At 36.2% G+C, this 16,361-nt stretch carries 18 protein-coding genes; 5 read left to right on the top strand and 13 right to left on the bottom strand.

All coding sequences use genetic code 11. The features are described from left to right. Window positions 1-21: 21 nt before the first annotated feature. The 13 genes from ACFQ13_RS09520 to ACFQ13_RS09580 all read right to left on the bottom strand — a co-directional run bounded on the left by ACFQ13_RS09520 (window position 22) and on the right by ACFQ13_RS09580 (window position 11,429). Window positions 22-579 carry a helix-turn-helix domain-containing protein gene (locus ACFQ13_RS09520; RefSeq protein ID WP_386116639.1) on the bottom strand — a complete coding sequence of 186 codons (558 nt, stop codon included), beginning with the start codon at window positions 577-579 and terminating at the stop codon, window positions 22-24. A gap of 321 nt (window positions 580-900) precedes the next feature. Further along, on the bottom strand, window positions 901-1,431 hold the full coding sequence (locus tag ACFQ13_RS09525) for a lipid-binding SYLF domain-containing protein (protein WP_386116641.1): 531 nt from the start codon (window positions 1,429-1,431) through the stop codon (window positions 901-903). A 234-nt stretch (window positions 1,432-1,665) separates the two neighbouring features. Next, on the bottom strand, window positions 1,666-2,544 hold the full coding sequence (locus ACFQ13_RS09530; RefSeq protein ID WP_386116643.1) for an RsiV family protein: 879 nt from the start codon (window positions 2,542-2,544) through the stop codon (window positions 1,666-1,668). Between the two features lie 186 nt (window positions 2,545-2,730). After that, window positions 2,731-4,698, bottom strand: coding sequence for a heavy metal translocating P-type ATPase (locus tag ACFQ13_RS09535; RefSeq protein ID WP_386116645.1), 1,968 nt, complete (start codon window positions 4,696-4,698; stop codon window positions 2,731-2,733). Window positions 4,699-4,962: 264 nt separating this feature from the next. Further along, complete coding sequence (locus ACFQ13_RS09540; RefSeq protein ID WP_386116648.1) at window positions 4,963-5,259, bottom strand: chaperone modulator CbpM; 297 nt, start codon at window positions 5,257-5,259, stop codon at window positions 4,963-4,965. Window positions 5,260-5,261: 2 nt separating this feature from the next. Further along, the gene (locus ACFQ13_RS09545; protein ID WP_386116650.1) at window positions 5,262-6,152 is read right to left on the bottom strand and encodes a DnaJ C-terminal domain-containing protein; all 891 of its coding nucleotides are present in this window, start codon (window positions 6,150-6,152) and stop codon (window positions 5,262-5,264) included. Next, window positions 6,152-6,364 carry a hypothetical protein gene (locus ACFQ13_RS09550; RefSeq protein ID WP_386116653.1) on the bottom strand — a complete coding sequence of 71 codons (213 nt, stop codon included), beginning with the start codon at window positions 6,362-6,364 and terminating at the stop codon, window positions 6,152-6,154. Before ACFQ13_RS09550 ends, ACFQ13_RS09545 begins: the two co-directional genes overlap by 1 nt. A 9-nt stretch (window positions 6,365-6,373) precedes the next feature. Further along, window positions 6,374-6,826, bottom strand: a complete 453-nt coding sequence (locus ACFQ13_RS09555; protein WP_386116656.1) for a hypothetical protein — start codon at window positions 6,824-6,826, stop codon at window positions 6,374-6,376. Window positions 6,827-6,907: 81 nt separating this feature from the next. Further along, window positions 6,908-7,582, bottom strand: a complete 675-nt coding sequence (locus tag ACFQ13_RS09560; RefSeq protein ID WP_386116659.1) for an ABC transporter ATP-binding protein — start codon at window positions 7,580-7,582, stop codon at window positions 6,908-6,910. Window position 7,583: 1 nt separating this feature from the next. Next, entirely contained in the window at window positions 7,584-8,846 is a 1,263-nt protein-coding gene (locus ACFQ13_RS09565) for an ABC transporter permease (RefSeq protein ID WP_386116662.1), read from the bottom strand. After that, a complete protein-coding gene (locus ACFQ13_RS09570) occupies window positions 8,843-9,925 on the bottom strand; it encodes an efflux RND transporter periplasmic adaptor subunit (protein ID WP_386116664.1) in 1,083 nt (360 codons plus the stop codon). Before ACFQ13_RS09570 ends, ACFQ13_RS09565 begins: the two co-directional genes overlap by 4 nt. Further along, window positions 9,922-11,013, bottom strand: a complete 1,092-nt coding sequence (locus ACFQ13_RS09575) for a site-2 protease family protein (RefSeq protein WP_386116669.1) — start codon at window positions 11,011-11,013, stop codon at window positions 9,922-9,924. The genes ACFQ13_RS09570 and ACFQ13_RS09575 overlap by 4 nt, the downstream gene beginning before the upstream one ends. Window positions 11,014-11,024: 11 nt before the next feature. Further along, window positions 11,025-11,429, bottom strand: a complete 405-nt coding sequence (locus ACFQ13_RS09580; RefSeq protein ID WP_386116673.1) for a hypothetical protein — start codon at window positions 11,427-11,429, stop codon at window positions 11,025-11,027. 509 nt (window positions 11,430-11,938) lie between these two features. On the opposite strand from ACFQ13_RS09580, the gene ACFQ13_RS09585 reads away from it, so the two are divergent. The 5 genes from ACFQ13_RS09585 (at window position 11,939) to ACFQ13_RS09605 (ending at window position 16,350) form a co-directional block, all read left to right on the top strand. Then, the gene (locus ACFQ13_RS09585) at window positions 11,939-12,787 is read left to right on the top strand and encodes a universal stress protein (protein WP_386116676.1); all 849 of its coding nucleotides are present in this window, start codon (window positions 11,939-11,941) and stop codon (window positions 12,785-12,787) included. An 18-nt stretch (window positions 12,788-12,805) separates the two neighbouring features. Next, on the top strand, window positions 12,806-13,651 hold the full coding sequence (locus ACFQ13_RS09590) for a universal stress protein (RefSeq protein WP_386116678.1): 846 nt from the start codon (window positions 12,806-12,808) through the stop codon (window positions 13,649-13,651). Between the two features lie 35 nt (window positions 13,652-13,686). Next, the gene (locus ACFQ13_RS09595; protein ID WP_386116681.1) at window positions 13,687-14,487 is read left to right on the top strand and encodes a universal stress protein; all 801 of its coding nucleotides are present in this window, start codon (window positions 13,687-13,689) and stop codon (window positions 14,485-14,487) included. 67 nt (window positions 14,488-14,554) lie between these two features. Then, the gene (locus ACFQ13_RS09600) at window positions 14,555-15,409 is read left to right on the top strand and encodes a universal stress protein (protein WP_386116684.1); all 855 of its coding nucleotides are present in this window, start codon (window positions 14,555-14,557) and stop codon (window positions 15,407-15,409) included. A gap of 101 nt (window positions 15,410-15,510) precedes the next feature. Further along, window positions 15,511-16,350, top strand: coding sequence for an ATPase (locus ACFQ13_RS09605; protein ID WP_386116687.1), 840 nt, complete (start codon window positions 15,511-15,513; stop codon window positions 16,348-16,350). Window positions 16,351-16,361: the final 11 nt, after the last annotated feature.

Raw genomic sequence — 16,361 nt, forward strand, 5'->3', positions numbered from 1 at the left:
TTCAAACGTATTTCTTCTTAATTAGTCTATTCTGCTTTCTTTCCGCTTGGCTATAATACGTTGAAAGGCTGAAGGGGTAATTCCCGTAGTGTTTTTAAATTGCTTACTTAAGTGTGCGACACTTGAATAATTTAATTTATAAGCAATTTCTGTTAGTGACAGTTCCTCATTGATCAATAAGGTTTTGGTATATTCTATTTTCTGTAAAATGACATAATTCTCAATGGACGTATAGGTCACCTCTGAAAATAGATTAGACAGATAACTGTAACTTTGATCTAGTTTCTCGGCGAGAAACACAGAAGTTTTAACGTTTATATCGTTCTCTTCATTAAAGACCATATCCGTAATGGCATCTTTAATTTTCTGAACCATAATTTTCTTGGCATCCTCAATGACATATATACCATAATCTTGAATACTTTTATTAAAAGCTTCAAGCTGCTGCTCAGAGATTTGTTCTAAGATCTCCACTTCTCCAAAAGCAGTTTGTTGGTATTTAAAATTGCAAGCGTTTAACTTTTCCTCTAAAAGCACGTTGCAAATCTTAGTAAAATCAAATTTTAAAAATAATTTCATTCTTTAATTTATAACATTGCGTCACTAAATGCTTTAACGCTCATAATTCAAATTTAATATTAAATTTCGCATTAATCACTATGTTATTTTAATCTATTCATAAAATGAACTTATATTTTTAGCAATATGGTCTACTGCATCGTTGTAATATTCGAAGACCTGCTAAATTTAAATTAACTTTTGTAAGCTATTTAGCACTTATAAAAAGTAAAAACGGTCTTTAGTTTATGACTAAAAACCTTAAAAAGCTCCTGTTACGGCATACAAAAAGCCGATTGAAACAATCGGCCTTTATCATTATTATTGGTAAGCGGTTATGTCTTAAAATTCTGAATAACTAAATTTTTGTCCACCTACAGAAGCATCTGCCATAGCACCTGCTTTAGACTTCGCAAAGATTACAACACCATCATCATAGTTTGCTTTTTTACTTGCACCTTTATCTACAATGACTGCTTTAGCTTCGGCTGAAAATTCGAAATTTTCATTTTTAAATTCATCTAAAGCGGCTTCATTTTCAAAAAAGATAACTTGGGTATACGCTTCTCCTCCGGCTTGCATTCCGACATCTAATTTTTTCATTGATGCCATTCCGGTTGCTACTCCATTTTCATATAATACACCGTTACCCGATGCTGCTCCGACGATTAAGGCTCCTTCCCCTACATTAGGAAAAATAACATATCCCGAAGATTCTTTAAAGAATTTTTCTAATCCTTTATCGGCACTCTTTAAAGTCATCTTTGCTTTTTTTGCGTCTTTCATTACACGCATATCATCTTTATTCTGAGCGAATGTAAATACCGTGGTACAAGCTAACATCATCGTCACTATTGTCTTTCTAATTTTCATAATTTTCATTTTATAGATTATACATTGATTAAGTGAACTTTTAGAGTTCAACCGTTGTGCGGTTACTCCGTTTTCACAATGTAAAATTATGACTACAAACACATTAGACTTGATGCATTTCATTCAATCTTTGATGCGAATACTGATAAGAAAATGTTAATACTGTGGCCTTAAGAAGTATAAACATCTGAAAATCAAAATTTAAAAAACTTCTTCTAAAACCCTATTGATGCTCTAAAACACAAGTGGATTCGCTTCAAACTTTTTTAATACAGCAAGCAGATCCGTTAATGGAAGCGCTATAGAATAGGTGCCGGTATAGGAAGGACAGATAACACAATCATCAAAATAAAACTCCACATAGGTGTCATTGAGCACAAAATTATCTTTACTGAGTAAAAAATCATCCAAAGAAATTTCCCAACAATCATAATACATATTACTGGCTAGAATTTCCTTTCTAATGGTTTTATTAATAAGACGTACGAGTTCTTCTTCAGAATCTTGTAAAAAGAAATCTTTAAAGGTCATAAAGACCCCACGTTCAAAATCAAAATTAAAAGCCTCAAAAGCATAGGTAGGATGCACACTTCCGGAGTAAAAATTCTCCTTGTAAAACAACACACTTACCAACTGATCATTTACATCATAAATTTTATAATCTATAAAGCGTTCTTCTCTAAATTTTGAAGCTTCAATACTATCGCATAATGCTTTATGTTGTAAAATATCTGTTTCTGTTTGTGCGATATTCGCGTAATAGGTTTGAATAAATTGATTAAAATTTTGACTCCTCGGATACAATTGTTCACTCAACACGGGATAAGTAAAATTAATCGTATAATCCTTTTGCTTTATGTATTCCGTTTTACTGGTAATAAAAGTTTCAAGATCATGACTTTCATCCTCTTTTTCAATAAGTTCTTTTTGCTTAAGTTCAATAGTGAAAGCTTTATCTAAAACTTTCATATCCTTATCCTCAAATGCTGTGGTATCCACTTTTAAGCTGTCCGATATTTGCGGAAGCGCTTCGTGAATAGCCGGTTTAGAAGTAGGGTCATTTTTACAGGAAAATAACATTATGGCGACAATAAGAATATAAAAGTATTTCATGATTTTACGGTATTAACTCTAAGAATACAACAGGTAGTCTATTACAACTACTGTTCTCACACACCACCTAACAAATTCATATTAAAACAAATACAACAGACAGCATACCCTAAATTTAGAGCTTTATTAGGATTTTAATTATGAGGAATATCAGTAATCTTAGACTCCAGAAAAGCGGTGTTAAACTTAATCGTTCTTAAACCCTAACAAACGTAAAGCATTTAGCACCACCACTATGGTAGAGCCCTCATGTAAAGCCACGGCAACACCAATGCTGGTCCACCCAAAAATCGTTACTGGTACCAACAAAATAACCACACCAAGACTGATAAATATATTCTGATTGATAATTTTCTTAGAAGCCCGACTTAACCCAATTACAAAGGGTAAATTTTCAATTTTATCGGACATTAGAGCAACATCTGCGGTTTCTAAAGCCACATCACTTCCTGCAGCTCCCATAGCAATACTTACGGTACTTAACGCCATAGCCGGTGCATCATTAACACCATCGCCAACCATGGCAATTTTTTTATCGCGCTCTAACAAGGTTTTAATGGAAGCCACTTTATCTTCGGGTAGTAAATTCCCTTTGGCTTCGGTAAGTCCTATTTGCTTAGCAATGGTATCACCCACATTTTGATGGTCTCCGGTAAGCATTATCATGTGCTTAATACCGATTGCTTTTAAACGTTTTAAGGTTGAAGCCGCCGTTTTCCGTGGCACATCCATAACACTAATTAAACCGATTATTTGATTTTGAAGTGCCACCAACATAACGGTGTGCCCACTATGAAGCAATCCCTCCATTTCAGCTTTTACAGCATCTCTCACGGCAATTCCTGAGGTTTCCATCAGTTTTAAATTACCAATATAAACGTCTTGACTTTCAAAAATTGCAGAAACCCCTTTTCCTTGGATCGCTTTCATTTGCGAAGCTTTATCGGTAATTTCTAAATTAAACTTCGCCTTTAAATCTACAGCAATGGCTTTCGCCAAGGGATGATTACTAAGACTTTCTACCTCTAATACCACCTGCGCTAAAGTTTCTAGACTATAATTTTGAAAAGGAATGAGGTGGGTTAACTTGGGTTTTCCTACGGTTAAGGTTCCGGTTTTATCAAAAGCGATAGTTGAAATCACCCCTAAATCTTCAAGAGCCTTTCCGCCTTTAATCAGAACGCCTTTTTGCGCCGCTCTCGCAATACCGCTTAAAACCGCACTAGGTGTAGAAATGGCAAGCGCACAAGGACTTGCTGCCACTAAAACAGTAATGGCTCTGTAAAGACTCTCATTAAAACTTTCTGGTAGAATTAAAAACGCAAAGCACAATAAAAACACCACGGTTATAACCACGGGGACGTACCATTTTTCAAATTTCTTAGTTCGGCGTTGGGTTGGCGATTTCTGAGTTTCCACCTCACTAACCATTTTTACCAAACGCGATACGGTAGAATCTGCACATAATTTAAGGACTAAAACCTCAAGACTCTCATCACCATTAATGGTTCCGGCAAACACCACATGTTTACGATCTAAATCTTCAAAAGCGGGTAAAACCTCAACATTTGTGAAACTGGTCTTATCTATAGGCATACTTTCTCCCGTAATCGGAGCCTGATTAACACTACTCGCCCCCTTGATCACCACACCATCTGCCGCAATTTTGGTATGAGGCTTTACCACAATAACATCTTTTAAATTTAAAGTCTCAATAGGCCGTTCTTCTAAATGGCCGTTCTCTTTAACAATTGCTGTTTTTGGGGTCAGATTCCCTAAAGCTTGAATGGATTTTTTGGCCTTATTCATAGCATAATGCTCTAAAGCATGTCCTAAACTAAAAAGAAAAAGTAATAAAGCGCCTTCTGCCCAGCTCCCAATATAAGCCGCTCCAACAGCCGCCGCAATCATTAAAAAATCAATATCAAATTCGCCTTTAGGAAGTTTTTTTGTGGCCTCTACACTGATAAAGAAACCACCAAAAATATAGGCTAGAATATAAGCCAGCCCAAATACCACAAAATCTAACGTCGTCCATTTTTCTAAAATAAAACCGATGATTAAAAACACGCCGCCTAGGATTGCAAAATACAATTCTGTTTTTTTTCCGAAAATTTGAAGCGCTGCAGGTGTTTTATGTGTTTTGGTGCTCATGGATAATAAAGCGTTTAGGTTTCAGCGTCATAACGACCCCGTTTTAAGCTATCTATTGATCTTATTAGCTCTTATAAAAATAAACTTTTATACGTAGAATCTACTGTTTCTCATAAGCTAATCTTCTGAAGTTATAGCGCTTTAAAAGTTGAAACGGGTTATAACCTTGGGCTTGTAGATCCTGGCTATTCCTTTTACACCGCATTGCTATATTCAAAAGAAAAAAGAATCACTTCTCAATTTTAATACAACCATGAAAGTGCCTTAGCTGTTTTGATGAGCTTCTAGTTTGTTTTTTAAAGTGCGAACCTCATCTTGTAATTGCTCAACTTGTTTTAGGAGATTGTGTATGGCATCGATGCCTTCTAAATTAATATCTAAATCGTAATGCAAGCGCATCATTTTTTCGATGGTATGGAGTTGGTTGGTATGTAAGTAATGCTCTTCTTCGGTAATGGTAAATTCTATTAAGCCATACTCATTTAAGGCCGTTATAAACTTTAAAGGCACATCGTAATAGATACAAAATTGGCGAATTGAAATTAACTTGGTGCTGTCCATAATTATCGCATTTTTGAAAGTTCTGTAAATAATTCTTTTTCTTTAGCGCTCAGGTTCTCGGGGAGTTTCAGCTTATAGGTCACAAATAAATCACCAAATTGGTCTTCCTTTTTATATTTAGGAAAGCCTTTACCTTTTAGTTTTACTTTGGTTCCACTTTGGGTTTCGGGCTTCACCTTTAACTTCACTTTTCCATCAAAAGTAGGCACGGTAATTTCACCGCCAAGCAAGGCTGTATACAAATCTAGATCTACGGTAAGATATAAATGTGCCCCATCTCTTCGGAATTGCGAATTGTTAAGCACAGAAAATTCTATATACAAATCGCCATTAGGCCCGCCATTAACACCCGGCCCGCCGTGACCTTTAATTTTTATAACCTGACCGTTCTCTACCCCAGCGGGAATGGTAATTCTTATGTTTTTATTATTTACCGTTAATGTTCGCTTATGGGTTTTATACACATCTTGAAGGTTCAGTTGAAGCTGGGCATTAAAATCTTGTCCTCTAAAACGCACTTGCCGACCTCCACTTTGTGAGCCCGCACCTCCAAACATATTGCCAAAGAAGTCTGAAAAATCTTCTTCAGTATAATTTCCATAAGTCTGTGAGCCTTGTGCACTTCGCTGTTGCCTTTGCTGCTGTTTGGCCGCTTCGTAAGCTTCAGCATTTTGCCAATGTTCCCCGTATTCGTCATATTTTTTACGATTAGCAGGATCACTCAACACTTCATTAGCTTCATTAATCGCTTTAAATTTTTGCTCAGCCTCCTTATCGTTGGGATTTAAATCAGGATGAAATTTTCGCGCAAGTTTACGGTAGGCTTTTTTAATAGCACTTTCTGAAGCATCTTTTGCTACGCCTAAGACCTTATAATAATCTATATATGCCATTATTTTGAGTTATGATTTTTTAGATACTGTTTTAAAACTTGCTTTAATCCATTGAGATAGTCTTGCATAATAGCCCTCGTAATACTAGGGTGTGGGTTAGAAACCAAGGTGCTTGGGGATTCCTCTAGAGACCTGTAGAGCTCCGGATAATTGACTTCAATATTTGTGGTTAATTGAACAATTTGGGTCTGTATGTCTTGTAAGGTTTTCATAACTGTGGTTTAATTATATTTCCATAAAAACTTCGGCTTATCTTTATCTAAAACACTTTTGGTGAGTTTAAATGCCGAAAAGCGTAATTGTTTTACCACATCTACAAAATCTGAAGTGTGGTCCTCTAACACGGCATGTTGTGTTCTAAAAGCTTCCGCATCTAGAGCCAACGAACTATCTAAAAGATCAATAATATGCGTCATGTGTATCTGCGTGCGCTCTAATAAGCGTTTTGCCTGGGTATGCGCAGTCGCTAGATCGCGCTGAAGCATAATTAAATCGTCTAAATTTTCTTGCAGTAATAATTTTATAAAATAAGCTTCAATTAGACGCTCTAGAAATTCAATTTCCTGCACCTGAAACTCAATGGCGTGTTCCCATTTCTCCGTTAAAATATACAAATCTTGCCATGAGGCTTGCTGTATATACTTTCCTTTAGGTCGTGTTCTAAAACTAATCAAAACGTTATGATTTAAAATTTACAATCTAAAGATAACACTTAACTCCAATATTATCAATGACATATATCACCTTCTTGAGATTCAAGACCGTATAATACCATCTTCCATTTCAATAATACGGTCGGTTTTCTTAGCAAAATCCTCATCATGGGTTACAATTAACAACGACAAGCCTTGCTCTGTACATAAGGTTTTAAAAATATTGAATACATTTTGGGCATTATGACTATCTAAATTTCCTGTCGGTTCATCTCCTAGAATAAGCGTCGGATTATTAATTAAGGCTCGGGCAATGGCAACACGCTGTTTTTCGCCACCTGAAACTTGAGAGGCTTTTTTATACGCCAAATGTTCAATATTGAGCATTTTTAATTTTTCTAAAGCATTTATTTTTATCTGTGGAAGGGGGAATTCGCCGAGTTTTTTAGCCGGAAGCATCACATTTTCTAAGACTGTACATTCTGAGAGTAAATAATGAAACTGAAAAACAAACCCAATGTGTTTATTTCTCAAATAGGCCAAGTGCTCCTGATTTTGTTTGGGGACTAATTGGCCGTTGAGATACAATTGGCCTTCATAATCTGTATCCATGGTAGAAAGAATATAGAGTAAGGTCGATTTTCCACATCCCGATTTCCCCATAATAGATACAAATTCGCCTTTTTTAATTTGAAAACTAATAGCCTTTAACACATGAAAGTCTACAGGTTTTCTAAAATATTTGTCGATATGTTTAGCTTCTAAAACAATGTCCATACTACTGCCCTCTTATAATTTTTACCGGATCTATATGTTTAGCTTTTAATGCTGGTAAATATCCCGCGAGAAAGGTTGAAAACATAGCAAACAAAAAACCAATCACAAAGTACAACGGATCCTGATTTATAGGATAAGTGCTTATGGTTGGTAAGGCTTCGGTATTAAAAGGCACATGATCTATAAGGGTTGTAAGTCCCCAACCAATTAACAAGCCTAAAACTCCGCCCACTAAACCTATAATCATAGCTTGACTTATAAAGATAAGCTGTACATCTCTACCCGAAAATCCGGTTGCTTTTAAGATGGCGATATCATTCATTTTCTCATAAATAAGCATATTAAGAATATTATAAATCCCAAAACCCGCAACAATCAATAGCGTAATGGAAACGGCGTAAGTAATTAGATTCCGGATGGTGGTCCCCGTTTCAAACTGTGCATTTGCCGTTTTAATATCGAGTGCTGTAAGTTGAAACTCTTTTTCTATATGCTGCGCTAAGGGAATAGCGTTTTCAATATCGTATAATTTCACATTAATATCCGTAATATAATTGTTGGGTTCGCCTAAAACACGTTGCACCGTTTTTAAGGTTGTAAAACTTTGTACCGCATCTAAATCGGCAATACCACTTTGGTACAGCCCAACAATTTTTAGAGAAAACACACTACCATTTACAGGACTCACCTGCACGCGGTCGCCCACCTTTAAAGCCATTTTTTCAGCAATTCCGATGCCGAGTAAAACGCCATTTTCTGTTTGATTTAAGGCGGCGGCAGATCCTGCAACGATATAGTCGGCCATATTAAAAAATTCAGCTTCTTCAAGCGGATTGACGCCAATAAGGATGCCTCCAATATCTATAGATCCGGCCATATAAAATATTTGCGATTTCACCTGAGGAAGCGCTCTTCTCACCTGCTCATGATGGTTTAAATATTTTATAATAGGAAAAGCGTTGTGGATTTTTTTCTGAGTTAATTTGGGTCTAATGGACCGCACCACATTAAGACTTTGGCTAAACTCTTCGTATAATGCTATAGGCTGTACTTTTGAAGGCTCTATTTCATTATAAATATGGATATGTGGGGTTTGGTTCAGCATTAAATTATCGAGCATGGTATTTAAACCCGTCATAAAACAGACTAAAGTAATATAGGAGCCAATACCAAAAGTGACGCCTAAAGCCGCAATAAAGGTTTGCTTCGCTTTGGTTAACAAATGGGTTTTAGCGATGTTTAATATGATGTTCCAATTGTTCATGGCTCGGGTTTATAGATCGTGGTCCCTTTTGTAAGTCCGGATAGAATTTCAACCGCTTCTAAATTCTGCATTCCCGTTTCCACCTCTACAATCCCCGCATCGGTTTCTACTGTATTGTCTGCTCGTAAATAAGCTTTGGGTATGGTAAGCACGTTCTTTTTCTGGCTTATAATAATATTGGCCTCTCCTGAAAGACCTGGATATAGAATTTTTGGAGCTTGGTCAAAAACAGCTTCTACAATAAAGGTTTGATTACGTTCATCTTTTTTAGGGTAAATTTTAGACACCTTCCCCTTAAATACTCTATCCGCATAAGCTTCTAAGGTCATCAGTACGTTTTGTTGTGGGGCAATCTGAACAATATCAACCTCATCCACTAACAATTGAATGACAAATTGATTCACACTCCCAATAGCGGCAATCGGCGCTGCGGTAGTCACAATTTCTCCAGGTTCTTTAAATAGGGCATACACTTTGCCATTCATCTTGCTCTTCACCAAAAAATCATTCGTCGTAACCACTGTTGCATTATAATGGATCTGCGCTTGCTTAAGGGCCACCTGCAAGGCATTCTTTTTACTATTATAATTATTTTCCATGCGTTTCAAACTGCTTAAAGCAAGTTCATAGCGCAACTTTTTAGTATCGTAATCTTGTTGGGAGCCAATGTGTTTTTCCCAAAGATTTTTTTGTCTAAAAAAACTTATAGAGTCATTTTTATATTGCAATTGCGCCATAGCAATATCTTCTTCAAGACTGGTAAGCACCGCCGCATTTCCGCTGTAATTGTCCTTAGCCAATTCAAGCGCATATTGCGCATTATCGTTATTTAATTTTGAAGTTTTATTGGTGATCTGAATTAAGGGCTGGTCCTTCACCACCACATCCCCTTCTTCTACAAAAACCTGATCTAAAATTCCGGAGACCACCGCATAAACTTGATACATGCTATCGGGCTGAACCATTGCCGAGGCATACACAGACGCTGTTAATGTTTGTATTTTGGGTTGAATATTATCGCGCTGATTTGTACAGGCTACGATTAAAAACAGACTACAACTGTAGAGAAATACCTTCATAGTTTATAAGTTAATTTAGTTTGGAGGGCAATGTATTCGTTCAAGTTTATAGCATCTATAGCGCCAAGCAATCGCCCTTGATGTATTACAGGAAATAAAGCTTGTTTATGGGCGTATATCAGTGGATAAACCACGCTAAGATCATCTGAAGCATTGACGGTTTGAAACTCAGGATCCATCACCGCTTCAACCAATACATTTTTTGCGGAATGCGCTATAATTTTTCCGTGGTTTAATAGCCCTTTAATCTGCCCAGATTCAACAACAATAAAATTAATTTCCGTGCCCGAAATAATCGTATTAACCACTAGATCTATAGAATCCTTGGGCTTGAACGTGGTTATATTAAGGAGCATAGCTTCCTCTACGGTATGCCCTTTAAGTAAGGTGGTATGTTGAACATTTAGGTTTTCGGTATAAGCGCCAAAAATTATAAATAGCGCTATAAAAATCAATACCGGATGATACAATAAGCCTAATAATAAAAACGCAATTGCAATGACCTGACCAAGACTCGTGGCCATCTGTGTTGCCCTAGCGGGTTTTAATCTTAAGCCTAATAAGGCTCGTAACAATCGCCCTCCATCTAATGGAAACGCTGGTAACATATTAACAAGCACTAAACCTGCATTAATGAGGAATATAAAAAATAGAAAATTTTGAAATGAAAAACTTGCAAACACCTCGTAAGCATCTGTAAAACTCTGACGGTATAAGCTGTGTATTGGAATGGTAAAATACAAAAGGAGCGCCAAAACCAAATTAACGAACGGGCCTGCTAGTACAATTAAAATTTCATGTTTAGGAGGGATTTCACGTGGGTTCCAATGGGCAATACCACCAATAGGAAGCAAGGTGATTTTTGTTGTTCTCACCCCAAAGCGTTTGGCCATAAACGCGTGCCCCAATTCATGTAAAATAACACCGATAAAAATAGCAAAAACAAGGGCGATATTAAAAAGCACACTTGATGCATGACCTCCGCGTTGAAGCTCATGGACCACAATCCAGATAATGAGGAGAAAAAAAGTCCAATGCACCTTGAGTTGCGCTCCTAAAACACGACCGATATTTAAGTTTACATTCATGCTTAGCAGATTTATATTTTCTTCAGCTCCATATCTAATTTAGCCAGAAGACTTAATTCCGATTTATTAACCCCCGAAAAGGCATAGGCAATAGCCGTTGCTGTTTCCATAATGAGTTTTCTTACGGGTTCTGTAAACAAATGGCCTTGCGCTCTTTTGTAGCTTACAAAGTCTTCAAAACAGGTTTGGGCCTCAAAATTTTCAACTTCATTAAGCCAATCAAATACAATTTCTATTTGATAAGCGGCATCCGTACCAAAGGTATCTTCAATCTCATCGACTTCTAACCAGTGGGATTTAACAGCCGTTTTTAATTTTGTAAATTCTTTCGGGTTCACCTCACCATCAACAGCAGCAATGGCATAAAAGAGCTTTCCTAAATTGCGATAAAACGATATAGTCATTTTCTTTGTCATAGCTTCTCTAGTTTAATAACACTAAATGTAACAGAACCAACTGATATAAAGAATGATATAAGTCAGTTCCCTTAAGATTTAAATGTCATCCCCAAAAACCTCTTAAAACCTCAGCTTTAGATTTTACCTTATCGTAATAAGGACATTAAATGCCTTTTAATCATCACTTAAGCATAAAGATCAATTAATTTAAAATTTCCTTCTATTTGTGCTAACACTGATATTTATCATACTTTATTTACCGCCTTTGCGCTACCTTCATAATGTTATTTAAGTATAACGTTGATTGTTGGATTGTTATCATCCAATTGCTATTAATCAGGAAAACATCCAACATATCTTGTTGGGTGTTTTTTTTATGCGCCTTTCTGGCTTGTCTTCCGATACGGACAATTTAGCGCTTTGGCGTTTTGCTGAAGATTTTGAAAATACCCCGACTGACATATATCATATATTTATGATAATCAATTCGTTATATTTATACAGCTACTAATTTAAAACCTTGTGTGATGTTATCAATCTTACTTCCTACCGATTTTTCAGACAATTCAATGAATGCTATTTCATATGCTTTAGAATATTTTAAATATCAAAAAGCGGTATTCTATTTTATGCATGCCTATCAGAATGAATTTTATGATCATGATGATCTAACGTCTCGCGAGGTTTTTGATGACGTTCTACAACGCGTCAAAACGCAGTCTGAAGCCGATTTAGCGCAACTCCTAAAAAAAGTGAATGCGATGTCTCCAAATCCTCGTTTTACTTACCATACCATTTCTGCCAATAATACGCTTGTAGAAGAAGCTAATCGTATTGCAGATTCTAAAAATATCGATCTCATTGTTATGGGCACCAAAGGTAAATCGGATGAACGCCATATCTTATTTGGAAGTCAGACATTTCAGGTTTTAAAATATGTGCAATGTCCGGTGTTAGCCATCCCATCCAACTACAACAATACACAGCCCAAACGTATTTTATTCCCTACAAATTATATGATGCCTTATAAGCGACGAGAGCTTAAATTACTCTCTGTATTTGCCAAATCTTACCGCAGCAGTATAGACGTTTTATATGTCTCTAAACATCAAAAACTATCCTTACGCCAAGAAGACAATAAGGCCTTTATCGCAGATACCTTGGCCGATAATGCTGTTAATTTTATTATTGAAGACGGTAAAAGCATTGCCGAGACCATTACCACCTATATCAAAACCCATAACATTGATATTATCACTATGGTGAATACCCAGCATTCATTTTTAGAAGACATGTTATTTCCTTCTCAAATAGACAAGGTGAGTTTAGGCTTAGATATTCCGCTTTTAGCCATGCAAAATACAGCACGTTGTTAACCCTTAAAACATAAGATCATGAGACAGATTCTTTTACCCACCGATTTTTCAAAAAATGCTTGGAACGCGATTACTTACGCCGTACAATTATTTAAAGATGAAGCCTGTACGTTTCACATTTTGAATGTGTACACGCCAATTATTTACCATTTAGAATATGTTGTTGGTTATCCTGAACAATTTGGTTTAGTTGATGCCGTAAGAGATACCTCTAAACGTCACTTGGAAGAAACCTTAACTAAAATAAAAACGACATTAAACCTTCATGAAGGACATGAATTTAAAACCTATTCTAAGTTTGATACCGTACACGCTGGCATAAAAACTGCTGTTGAAGATTTAAATATTGATCTCATTATTATGGGAACCAAAGGCGCCACAGGGGCTAAAGAAGTCCTTTTTGGCTCTAATACCGTTCATCTGTTTAATGCGATTAATTGTCCTATTTTGGCCATTCCTTCTCAGTTTACGTTTGAAGCGCCTCACGAGTTATTATTTCCAACGGATTTAGAGCTTAATTATGAAGCTGTACCCCTTCAAGTCTTAAAACATATCGTTACAAAAAACCATGCCCGATTAAATGTAATGCATGTCTCTACGGGGTATGAGCTTACCGAGAAACAAGAACAGAACAAAGCCACTTTAGCCGCGCAATTTAAAAATCAGGCGTATTTATATCACGATATACAACATAATGAAATTCCGAAAGCTATTAACGAATTTCAGGTTAAACATAAAATCGATCTCCTTGTAATGATTAATAACAAGCACTCGTTTTTTGAAAATTTATTTTTCAAAAAGACCCTACATCAAATTGGATTCCATTTAAACGTTCCCTTTTTAGTATTGCCATCTGCGTTATAAGTTGGCCTGATCAACCCTTTTAATTCCTAGAAATCATGACTACAAATATTATTTTCCCAACAGATTTTTCGGATAATGCATGGAATGCCGTTGTCTATGCTTTAAAATTATTTACAGAAGTGCATTGTAAGTTTTATTTTTTACACAGCACGGCTCAAAATTCATCTAGAACCTCGAAATCCTGTTTAGCAGAACTTACAGATTTAAAAGATATGGCTGAAAATTCTGACGCGAATGCCAACCATAACTTCGAGATTATTTTAAGTAAAGCGCCTTTAGAAGAGGCCCTGAATAGGGCCATTGAAAATTATTGTGCCGATTTTATCATTATGGGCACCAAAGGCGCCAACACCACCACGAGAAAACTCTTTGGGAGTCTCACTCAAAAAATGATTAACGCCATTGACCAGTGCCCAATATTAATTATCCCTGAAAATTTTGAGTTTGAGTCGCCTTTACAAATCGCCTTTCCTACCGATTTTAATAGGGTTTATGGGGCGGAACTAAAGCCTTTAATACAACTTGCCGAGATCCATAATTCTAAAATACGTATTGTTCATATCAACACGGAAGAACAGTTAAGTCCGCAGCAAGAACATCACCTCAGCCTTTTAGAGCATCAATTGCTTAATTATCCCTGCAGTTTTCATTGGATGCCCGATTATGCGAGTAAAACGGAAGAAATAAACAGCTTTATTGAAACTTTAGGCATTCAAATTTTAGTGCTCTTTAAAAACGAACATTCTATGCTTTCAAAGTTAACTCGAGAACCTGTGGTGACAAAAATTGGAGATCGACCGGTGGTTCCTGTTTTAATTATTAAGCACTTAAAATGACATATATCAGCAAGTTATAGATAATAATTCATTATTTTTATAGAAAACAAGTTCAACTCCCTCACCAATGCGACATAAAATTCTAGTGCCGACAGATTTTTCTCAAAATGCTATAAAAGCATTTCGCTACGCTATTGAGTTGTTTAAACATGAACGCACGGACTTTTACCTCCTTAATGTTTTTTCTATTCAAGGAAATATTATAGAAGGACTTATAAACTCAGAACTTGGAGGAGAATGGTACGAAACCCGAAAATTAGAATCGTCCAATGGTTTAGCCGAATTTTACGGCAGAATTGTACTAACCGAAGACAAGAACCCGAAACACAATTTTAAAACCATATCGGTATTTAATAACACCCTAGACGCCATTAAAGACGTTGTAGAGCAGAAAGATATTGAAATGATTGTCATGGGCACTCGTGGTGAAAATTATTCGGACACCAATGTATTTGGAAGTACAGCCACCTACGTGATGGAGAAAATAAGAAGCTGCCCCGTCATTGTTGTGCCGCTGCATGCTAAAACGGTGATGCCCAAAGAAATTGTTTTTCCTACCGATTTTAAAACCTTTTTTAAAAGTCGAGAATTACGTGTACTTATTCAAATTGCAAAAAAATCATTAGCAACTATTGCGGTATTACACCTTTCTAAATCGGCAACACTAGATAAAAACCAGAGTGAAAATAAAGCCTTATTAGAAGACATTTTAGAAGACACATCTTACACTTTTCATTTTTTAGAAAACCATAAGTTAGAAACGGCTTTAAATGTTTTTGTTGAAAGTAGAACCAGTGATATGGTGGCTTTTATTAATAAAAAACACAGTTTTTTTGGAAGCATTTTAACACGACCTTTAGTCAAAACCATTTCATTTCATTCTAAAGTACCGATTCTCGTGATACACGATTACAGGTATTAAACCAAGTTAACTTAGGCTTTAAACCGCCTTAAAAGCTTTTGCATACCACGCTTAAAAAGTGTAAAACCATTTTTTAAGTCTAACCCTATATTCCTTGAACCATGAGTACTTCAGAGCTTCATATTATTAAATCTTCAGGTGAAAAAGCGCTATTTTCAGTCGACAAACTACGAAACTCTTTGGCCCATACCGGTGCGGACACGGCCCTCATAGAAACTATTATTGCTCAGGTTAATGAAGAACTCTACCCCAATATTTCAACTCGAGAAATCTATAACAGAGCCTTTGCCCTTCTTAAAAAGAACAAAAGTCATTTGGCTTCAAAATACAAATTAAAGAAAGCCATTTACGAACTTGGGCCCACCGGTTTTCCGTTTGAACGTTTTGTAAGTGCCATTTTAGATTTTTCTGGCTACAGGACTAAAATTGGTCAGATTTTAAAAGGAAAATGCGTCTCGCACGAGGTGGATATTACGGCGACTAAAAGTGATGAAACTACGGTGATTGAGTGTAAATTTCACAGTGAACAAGGCCCTAAATGCAATGTGAAAATTCCGCTTTACATCCATTCTAGATTTCAAGATATAAAAGCCAATTGGCCTAAAATAGCACCTCAGAAAAGTCGGTTAATGAAAGGTTGGGTGGTTACTAATACGCGGTTTACTAAAGATGCTTTGCAATACGGCAAATGCTGCGGCTTGTATTTATTAAGTTGGGATTACCCAAAAAATAACGGCTTAAAAGATAGAATTGATCGCTTAGGCTTATACCCTATTACGGTTTCTACCCTATTGAGCCAAAGAGAAAAACAGTTTTTACTTAGCCGGACTATTGTGCTTTGTAAAGATTTGATTAACGATAAATTTTACCTGGATCATTTAGGAATCTCAGAGCCACGTAAAACCAAAATTTTAAACGAAATAACACACTTATGCCTTTAACACTTTATCAG

It is taken from the genome of Winogradskyella rapida (assembly GCF_042675845.1).
In the GTDB taxonomy this organism is placed as follows: Bacteria; Bacteroidota; Bacteroidia; order Flavobacteriales; family Flavobacteriaceae; genus Winogradskyella; species Winogradskyella rapida.

Excerpts from the sequence above, each read along its gene's own strand:
- ACFQ13_RS09520 (WP_386116639.1), bottom strand. The coding sequence starts at position 579 with ATGAAATTATTTTTAAAATTTGATTTTACTAAGATTTGCAACGTGCTT.
- ACFQ13_RS09525 (WP_386116641.1), bottom strand. The coding sequence starts at position 1,431 with ATGAAAATTAGAAAGACAATAGTGACGATGATGTTAGCTTGTACCACG.
- ACFQ13_RS09530 (WP_386116643.1), bottom strand. The coding sequence starts at position 2,544 with ATGAAATACTTTTATATTCTTATTGTCGCCATAATGTTATTTTCCTGT.
- ACFQ13_RS09535 (WP_386116645.1), bottom strand. The coding sequence starts at position 4,698 with ATGAGCACCAAAACACATAAAACACCTGCAGCGCTTCAAATTTTCGGA.
- ACFQ13_RS09540 (WP_386116648.1), bottom strand. The coding sequence starts at position 5,259 with ATGGACAGCACCAAGTTAATTTCAATTCGCCAATTTTGTATCTATTAC.
- ACFQ13_RS09545 (WP_386116650.1), bottom strand. The coding sequence starts at position 6,152 with ATGGCATATATAGATTATTATAAGGTCTTAGGCGTAGCAAAAGATGCT.
- ACFQ13_RS09550 (WP_386116653.1), bottom strand. The coding sequence starts at position 6,364 with ATGAAAACCTTACAAGACATACAGACCCAAATTGTTCAATTAACCACA.
- ACFQ13_RS09560 (WP_386116659.1), bottom strand. The coding sequence starts at position 7,582 with ATGGACATTGTTTTAGAAGCTAAACATATCGACAAATATTTTAGAAAA.
- ACFQ13_RS09565 (WP_386116662.1), bottom strand. The coding sequence starts at position 8,846 with ATGAACAATTGGAACATCATATTAAACATCGCTAAAACCCATTTGTTA.
- ACFQ13_RS09570 (WP_386116664.1), bottom strand. The coding sequence starts at position 9,925 with ATGAAGGTATTTCTCTACAGTTGTAGTCTGTTTTTAATCGTAGCCTGT.
- ACFQ13_RS09575 (WP_386116669.1), bottom strand. The coding sequence starts at position 11,013 with ATGAATGTAAACTTAAATATCGGTCGTGTTTTAGGAGCGCAACTCAAG.
- ACFQ13_RS09580 (WP_386116673.1), bottom strand. The coding sequence starts at position 11,429 with ATGACAAAGAAAATGACTATATCGTTTTATCGCAATTTAGGAAAGCTC.
- ACFQ13_RS09585 (WP_386116676.1), top strand. The coding sequence starts at position 11,939 with ATGTTATCAATCTTACTTCCTACCGATTTTTCAGACAATTCAATGAAT.
- ACFQ13_RS09590 (WP_386116678.1), top strand. The coding sequence starts at position 12,806 with ATGAGACAGATTCTTTTACCCACCGATTTTTCAAAAAATGCTTGGAAC.
- ACFQ13_RS09595 (WP_386116681.1), top strand. The coding sequence starts at position 13,687 with ATGACTACAAATATTATTTTCCCAACAGATTTTTCGGATAATGCATGG.
- ACFQ13_RS09600 (WP_386116684.1), top strand. The coding sequence starts at position 14,555 with ATGCGACATAAAATTCTAGTGCCGACAGATTTTTCTCAAAATGCTATA.
- ACFQ13_RS09605 (WP_386116687.1), top strand. The coding sequence starts at position 15,511 with ATGAGTACTTCAGAGCTTCATATTATTAAATCTTCAGGTGAAAAAGCG.